5 protein-coding genes and 1 pseudogene are annotated in these 6158 nt (G+C 60.1%); 3 read left to right on the top strand and 3 right to left on the bottom strand.

What is annotated here, in order from left to right:
* Together C7G61_RS41910 and C7G61_RS41915 are read right to left on the bottom strand one after the other, a co-directional pair.
* Window positions 1-893 (bottom strand): IS110 family RNA-guided transposase (locus tag C7G61_RS41910; RefSeq protein ID WP_108523332.1); only part of this gene is annotated, 893 nt, incomplete at its 3' end.
* An 89-nt stretch (window positions 894-982) separates the two neighbouring features.
* On the bottom strand, window positions 983-1771 hold the full coding sequence (locus C7G61_RS41915) for a class I SAM-dependent methyltransferase (protein ID WP_108523333.1): 789 nt from the start codon (window positions 1769-1771) through the stop codon (window positions 983-985).
* A gap of 182 nt (window positions 1772-1953) precedes the next feature.
* Between C7G61_RS41915 and C7G61_RS41920 the strand changes: the two genes are divergently transcribed.
* Window positions 1954-3324, top strand: coding sequence for an IS1182 family transposase (locus C7G61_RS41920; RefSeq protein ID WP_108523334.1), 1371 nt, complete (start codon window positions 1954-1956; stop codon window positions 3322-3324).
* A gap of 246 nt (window positions 3325-3570) precedes the next feature.
* Here C7G61_RS41920 and C7G61_RS41925 read toward each other — a convergent pair whose 3' ends face one another.
* Window positions 3571-4551 (bottom strand): Bug family tripartite tricarboxylate transporter substrate binding protein, encoded by a 981-nt coding sequence (locus C7G61_RS41925; protein ID WP_108523335.1) that lies wholly within the window; start codon window positions 4549-4551, stop codon window positions 3571-3573.
* A 191-nt stretch (window positions 4552-4742) separates the two neighbouring features.
* Here C7G61_RS41925 and C7G61_RS41930 point away from each other — a divergent pair, with 191 nt between their 5' ends.
* On the top strand, window positions 4743-5933 hold the full coding sequence (locus C7G61_RS41930; RefSeq protein ID WP_145963809.1) for an alpha/beta hydrolase: 1191 nt from the start codon (window positions 4743-4745) through the stop codon (window positions 5931-5933).
* Window positions 5934-6043: 110 nt separating this feature from the next.
* Window positions 6044-6158, top strand: a pseudogene (locus tag C7G61_RS41935) (IS110 family transposase); the annotation flags it as partial.

Raw genomic sequence — 6158 nt, forward strand, 5'->3', positions numbered from 1 at the left:
CAACACTTGACCTTCACCAGCACGACCCACGCGGCTTGCACGAACAGCGCGCGCAGGTAGCGATTGCCGCGCCTTGATATCTTGCCGAGGATCGTGCGGTCGCCGGTCGAGATCTGCTTCGGCACCAATCCAAGCCAGGCGCCGAAGTCGCGGCCTTTCGAGAACACCTCTCCGGTGCCGATCGCGGTCACCATTGCGCTCGAGATAAGCGGGCCAATGCCGGGCACCGTCATCAGTCGCTCGCAGGCCTGATCTTGACGGGCCAGCGTTTCGATCTCGCTAGATAGCCCCTCGATCCGCGCATCGAGCCGGCGCCAGTCTTCCGCCAGATCCTCGATGATGCGCAACATGCGAGGCGAGAGCACATCGGTGCGCGTCGCGAGGATACCCCGCAACTCGGATCGCAGGGAATGCAGGCCTTGCCGCACAGCGATGCCCCGCTCCAGCAGGAACGCACGGATCTGATTGATGACGCCAGTACGCTGACCGACCAACCGCTCGCGGACGCGGTGCAGCGCCTGAAGGTCGAGCTGATCGGCGGTCTTGGTCGCGACGAATTTCATGGTCGGGCGTTGCACCGCCTCGGCGATGGCTTCTGCATCTCGGAAGTTATTCTTCTGTCCCTTCGAATAGGGGCGCACGTACTTCGCCGGCATCAGGCGGGCGTCGTGGCCAAGCATTTGGAGCCTGCGACTGAGATGATGTGCGCCGACGCAGGCTTCCATACCGATCAAGCACGGCGGCAGGTCGGCGAGCCGCGTTTCCACCTGGCCGCGTGACCACTTCTGCCGCAGCACGATGGTGCCGCGGTCATCATGACCCACGAGGTGGAACGAGTTCTTGCCGATATCGATGCCGATCACGGCGATCGCTGCGTTGAGTTTCTGAGACATGGCGTGCTCCTCGTCTTGAGCGCCCCTTGCCAGTTTCTCGTGCCGGCAGGGCCGGAGCACGGCCGGACCATTCCATTAGCTGACATAGGCTACTTGGGCCGGTGTCCCCTAATCGCATGCGCACGCGCACCAGCGGTGATGCGACCATCGGCATCCGCAGGCAGGCGCGCACGTACCCGAGAGATGAGCGTTTCGACATCCCCGGATTTCATAGCTGCGACTGTAGGCTGGAGCGCGGGAGACTTGAGACTTGACGTCCAGAAATCATCGAAATTTGCGAAAGTGCGGTGCACTGTGATCTCGCGGGTTTGCACCTCCTCAAGACCTGCGCCGATCCACAAGTCCCGCAACGCCTCCATTCGCGAAGCCTCCATTCGTGGTGGGCGCGTTCCCCCCATGCCCATCGCCTGCAATTCGGAGTGGATTGGATCGAGCGGATTTCCGCCCCCCAACATGTCCCACATGTAGGTCACGACTTCGCCGCCGGGGACAACTACTCGAAACATTTCTCTTACGCCCTTAGCCGGGTCTGGAACGAACACAAGGACCAGTGCCATCACAGCCGCATCGAAGCTGCTGTCGGCGAAAGGGAGGGCCATGGCATCGCCTTGGTGAAACTTTGCCAAGCGCGACGCAGGTCGTGTTCGTGCAAACGCGAGCTGCGCTTCGGATGGATCGATCCCTTGGACCTCCACGGGACTACATCGCTCGACCAGTAGTTCAGTGAACGCTCCGTTGCCGCAACCGATGTCGATCCACCGCAAACCCAAGGGAGGCGCCAACCAATCAAGGAATATCTCGCCAGCGGATCGGCTCCAAATTCCCATCATCTGCTCGTAGGCGGCACCATCGTCGAAACGAATTTGCTGTTCTGCCATTAGATTTCCTGCCCCAGTGACGATCCTTTGCTCATGCCATTCTGCAAAAAGAAAAATGGATAGGGAAGGTCACGGATGCGGCCTAATGTCCGCTTCTGGCAGATTTTGTTGCAAAAGTCGGTTGAGGCAGGCCACGAACCGTGATTCCGTTACGTTGACGCGAATCTCGGCGAGGTCGATCTATGATGGGCCGTTTGAAGAGTGACCAAGGTCAACTGTTCTACGAGTTTCATCTTGGCGACGCTGTCCCCGAGGATCATCTGGTGCGGAAGATCGATGCTGCTCTCGATCTGTCCTGGCTTCGCAGCGAACTAGCACCCCACTATTCGCCGATGGGTCGCCCGTCGATCGATCCGGAACTGATGATCCGCATGCTGGTCGTGGGGTACGTCTTTGCGATCCGCTCGGAGCGGCTGATCTGCCGTGAAGTGCAGGTGAACTTGGCCTATCGCTGGTTCTGCAAGCTCGGAATCGAGGACGCTATCCCGGATCATTCGGCATTTTCGCGCGCCCGCAACGAGCGTTTCCGCGACGGAGATGTTTTCCGCCAGATGTTCGAACGGGTCGTCGAGGCGTGCATCGCGGCCGGTCTGGTTGGCGGCGAAGGCTTTGCCGTTGATGCGAGCTTGATCCAAGCCGACGCCAACAAGCAGCGCTCGATCGCGGGTCAGGATTGGCGCAGAGATCGTGACCCGGCGAGGTCAAGCCGCGCGGTTAAGGAGTATCTGGCGACTCTCGACGATACGGCGTGGGGCGCCGCCAGCGAGGTTGTCCCGAAGTTCGTTTCGCCCTCCGATCCCGCTGCCCAGTGGACCGGCGCTCACAAGGGACCGGCATTCTTCGCTTATTCCGACAACTATCTCATCGACGTGAAGTTCGGCGTCATCGTTGACGTCGAGGCCTCCCGCTCCATTCGGCAGGCCGAGGTCGGCGCGGCAAAGACCATGATCGAGCGAACAGAGGAGCGCTTCGGCCTTAAGCCGGAGCGGCTTGTCGGAGATACCGCTTACGGGGCCGCTCCGATGCTGAACTGGCTGGTCGAGGAGAAAGGTATCGCGCCACATATTCCTGTGTTCGACAAATCGAAGCGGGACGATGGCACCTTCTCGCGTAGCGACTTTCGATATGATCCGACGAGCGACGTTTACCATTGCCCAGGCGGGAAGCGGCTCGGCACGAGTGGCACCGTGCACGAGGGCAGGACGCTTCTGTATCGCGCCAGCAAGCTCGATTGCGATATATGCCCACTCAAACCACAGTGCTGCCCAAAAGAACCATCACGCAAGATCCCGCGCGACATCCACGAACACGCCCGAGACGTTGCCCGGTCGCTCGCCGGCACCGAGGGCTTTGAGCAGTCGCGACATGAACGCAAGAAGATCGAGATGCGGTTCGCGCACTTGAAGCGCATTCTGAAGCTCGGCCGGCTTCGACTGCGTGGTCCACGAGGCGCCCAGGACGAATTTGTTCTGGCTGCCATTGCCCAGAACCTGCGGCGGCTCGCATCGCTAGTTGCGCGACCGCCACCCGCTCAGGCTCTGTGTATTGCGTAGCGTAAGAGTTGCGTAGAGAGCGCCGGGGAGCCGGCGGACAAAGCCGATCGCCGTTAGTGAAACGGCCGACCAACATCCATCGGTCACAGCCGACTTTTGCAACAAAATCTGCCATCAACTGACATCGCTGGTTTCTCTACTATCGCGATAGCGCCCCAGCGGCCTCTCAATTCCTTTCTCATCGCTCGCCGCTCGACGCTCACTTTGGCGATGGTACCGGCGACAAGTTCCGTGACGGACCGCAATCTAATCGTGCAGCTTTATACCCGCTTCTTTAATCAGCTTGGCCCATTTCGGAATCTCGCCGTCAATAACAGCAGCGAATTCCGCGGGTGAGTTGCCAATCGGCTTGATTCCAAGATCATCGAATCGCTTGCGCATCTCCGGCATCGCGAGAATCCTCACGGTTTCGCGGTGCAGCTTTTCGACAATCGTCGGTGGAGTTCTGGCAGGCGCCATCAGGCCGAACCACACCGTTACATCGAAGCCAGGGAAGCCTGATTCCGCCATGGTCGGGAGATCGGGTGCGCCGGCATGGCGCTCCAACGACGTCACCGCGAGCGCCCTGACTTTCCCGTCGCGCGCGAGGGGCAAGGCGCCGGTAGGTGGAACAAACGCCATGCTGATCCGTCCGGCGATCACGTCCCGTCCAAAGGCGGTGCCGCGATACGGCACGTGCAGAATGTCGACTTTCGCCATCGATTTCAGCAGCTCTCCGGCGAGGTGCAGCGTTGAGCCAAATCCTGCGGACCCATAGGTGAGTGCGCCCGGCCGCGCGCGTGCAAGCGCAACAAGCTCTTGCACGTTCTTCGCCGGCACGTCGTTGTTGACAATGAGGATGTTTGTGTAAGCACACACCTGAGAGATCGGCACGAGGTCCCGGACCGGGTCGAACGGCATCTTCTCATACAGGCTGGGGTTGACGACGATCACCGGATTGGCCGCGAGCAGCAGTGTATGGCCGTCCGGCTCAGCCCTTGCGACTCGCTCCCCGGCAAGATTGCCGTTGGCGCCGACCGTGTTCTCGATCACGACTGGCTTCCCCCATGCCTGGAAAAGCTTATCGCCGAGCAAGCGCGCAACAATATCCGGAGATGTGCCCGGCCCGAATCCGACGACAATTCGAACCGTGTGGAAAGGATAATCCAGCGCCAATGCAACTGGCCCCGCCGTGACGAACATGACCAGAGTGGCAAGAAACCAAACCAATGAATGCAGAAGCTTCATGGCTGCCTCCCTTCAGGTATCGTGGTCCGGCGACGCCGTATTGGGTGCCTTTTTGCAACGGGTCAACCCGACGGGGCGCGCGCCGACACTGGCACGGCGGGCATCTGGCGTAGCGAGGGCGCGATGAAATTTCACCGAAATATCGGTGAAGGTGGTAAGATTGTATTTTGAAGGTCGCGGTGGAGGTCAGGATGCATTCCGACTCTCCCAGGATGCTGTGCTTCAGCGGCTATGCCCTCGACCTGCAGCGCTGCGCGGTCATGCGCGGCGGGCGGGAGCTTCAACTTCGCCCGAAGTCCTTCGATGTACTACGCTACCTCGCTGTGCACGCTGGCAGGCTCATTTCCAAGGAAGAGCTAATCAGAGCTACCTGGCCCAACGTGTTCGTATCCGATGGCTGTCTCGTCCAGTGCATCAAGGACATCCGCGAAGCGCTGTCCGACGATGCCCATGAGATCGTCAAGACCGTCCCGCGCCGGGGCTACCTGTTCGCGGCCGAGTTATCCGACAAGGAACTGGACAAGCGACCTCCGGCCGGCTCGCCTAGTCAGGACCTCACGTTCTGCCGAACACAAGATGGCGTCAACATCGCCGTTGCATGTGTGGGCCAGGGCATGCCGCTTGTGTGTATTCCCACCTGGGCCACCCATGTCGAGCACGACTGGCAGAGTCCTATCCGCGGACCGCTTTGCCGTTTCCTCGCCGACCGAGTCCGGCTCGTTCGGTACGATGGTCGAGGTTTTGGGCTGTCCGATCGAGACATCACCGACATTTCCTTCACAACGTTCGAGCGCGACCTGGACGCAGTCGTTGATGCTTTGCATCTGCATCGTTACGCCATCTTGGGCATATCGCAGGGAGCAGCAACTGCCATCGCTCATGCTGCCCGCTATCCCGAACGTGTGTCGAAACTGATCCTTCACGGCGGCTTCGCGCTAGGCCGCAATAAACGCGCCTCTGCGAGAGAGGCGGAAATCGCGAGAGCGTGGATTGCCATCATGCGACAGGGATGGGGCGACGATAACTCCGCTCTGCTAAGGATATTCAGCTCTGTCTTTCTTCCCGGCGCTTCGGTCGAGCAGATCAAGTGGTACGCAAACCTGCTGCGCCTCTCGACATCAATCGAAAACGCGATCATGAACCGATACGCCGTTGACGATATCGACATTCTCGATCTGTTGCCGAAGGTATCTGCCCCAACCGTGGTCCTTCACTGCCGTCACGACAACGCGGCGCCGTTTGACGAGGGGCGTCGTATCGCCACGTCCATCCCGAATGCCAAATTCGTGATCTTGGACTCAGAGAACCACGTCCCCATACCGGGCGAGCCCGCCTGGTCAAAGTTCATCGGCGAGGTTGAGACGTTTTTGTTGGACGTCTGACACTCACTGTTTCGAGCGATCCGAGCGTCCGCTAATGGAATGGTCCGGCCGTGCTCCGGCCCTGCCGGCACGAGAAACTGGCAAGGGGCGCTCAAGACGAGGAGCACGCCATGTCTCAGAAACTCAACGCAGCGATCGCCGTGATCGGCATCGATATCGGCAAGAACTCGTTCCACCTCGTGGGTCATGATGACCGCGGCGCCATCGTGCTGCGGCAGAGGTGGT

The organism is Bradyrhizobium algeriense, assembly GCF_003062295.1.
Taxonomy (GTDB): domain Bacteria; phylum Pseudomonadota; class Alphaproteobacteria; order Rhizobiales; family Xanthobacteraceae; genus Bradyrhizobium; species Bradyrhizobium algeriense.

Coding starts and splice junctions, on each gene's coding strand:
- C7G61_RS41915 (WP_108523333.1), bottom strand. CDS start 1,771: ATGGCAGAACAGCAAATTCGTTTCGACGATGGTGCCGCCTACGAGCAG.
- C7G61_RS41920 (WP_108523334.1), top strand. CDS start 1,954: ATGATGGGCCGTTTGAAGAGTGACCAAGGTCAACTGTTCTACGAGTTT.
- C7G61_RS41925 (WP_108523335.1), bottom strand. CDS start 4,551: ATGAAGCTTCTGCATTCATTGGTTTGGTTTCTTGCCACTCTGGTCATG.
- C7G61_RS41930 (WP_145963809.1), top strand. CDS start 4,743: ATGCATTCCGACTCTCCCAGGATGCTGTGCTTCAGCGGCTATGCCCTC.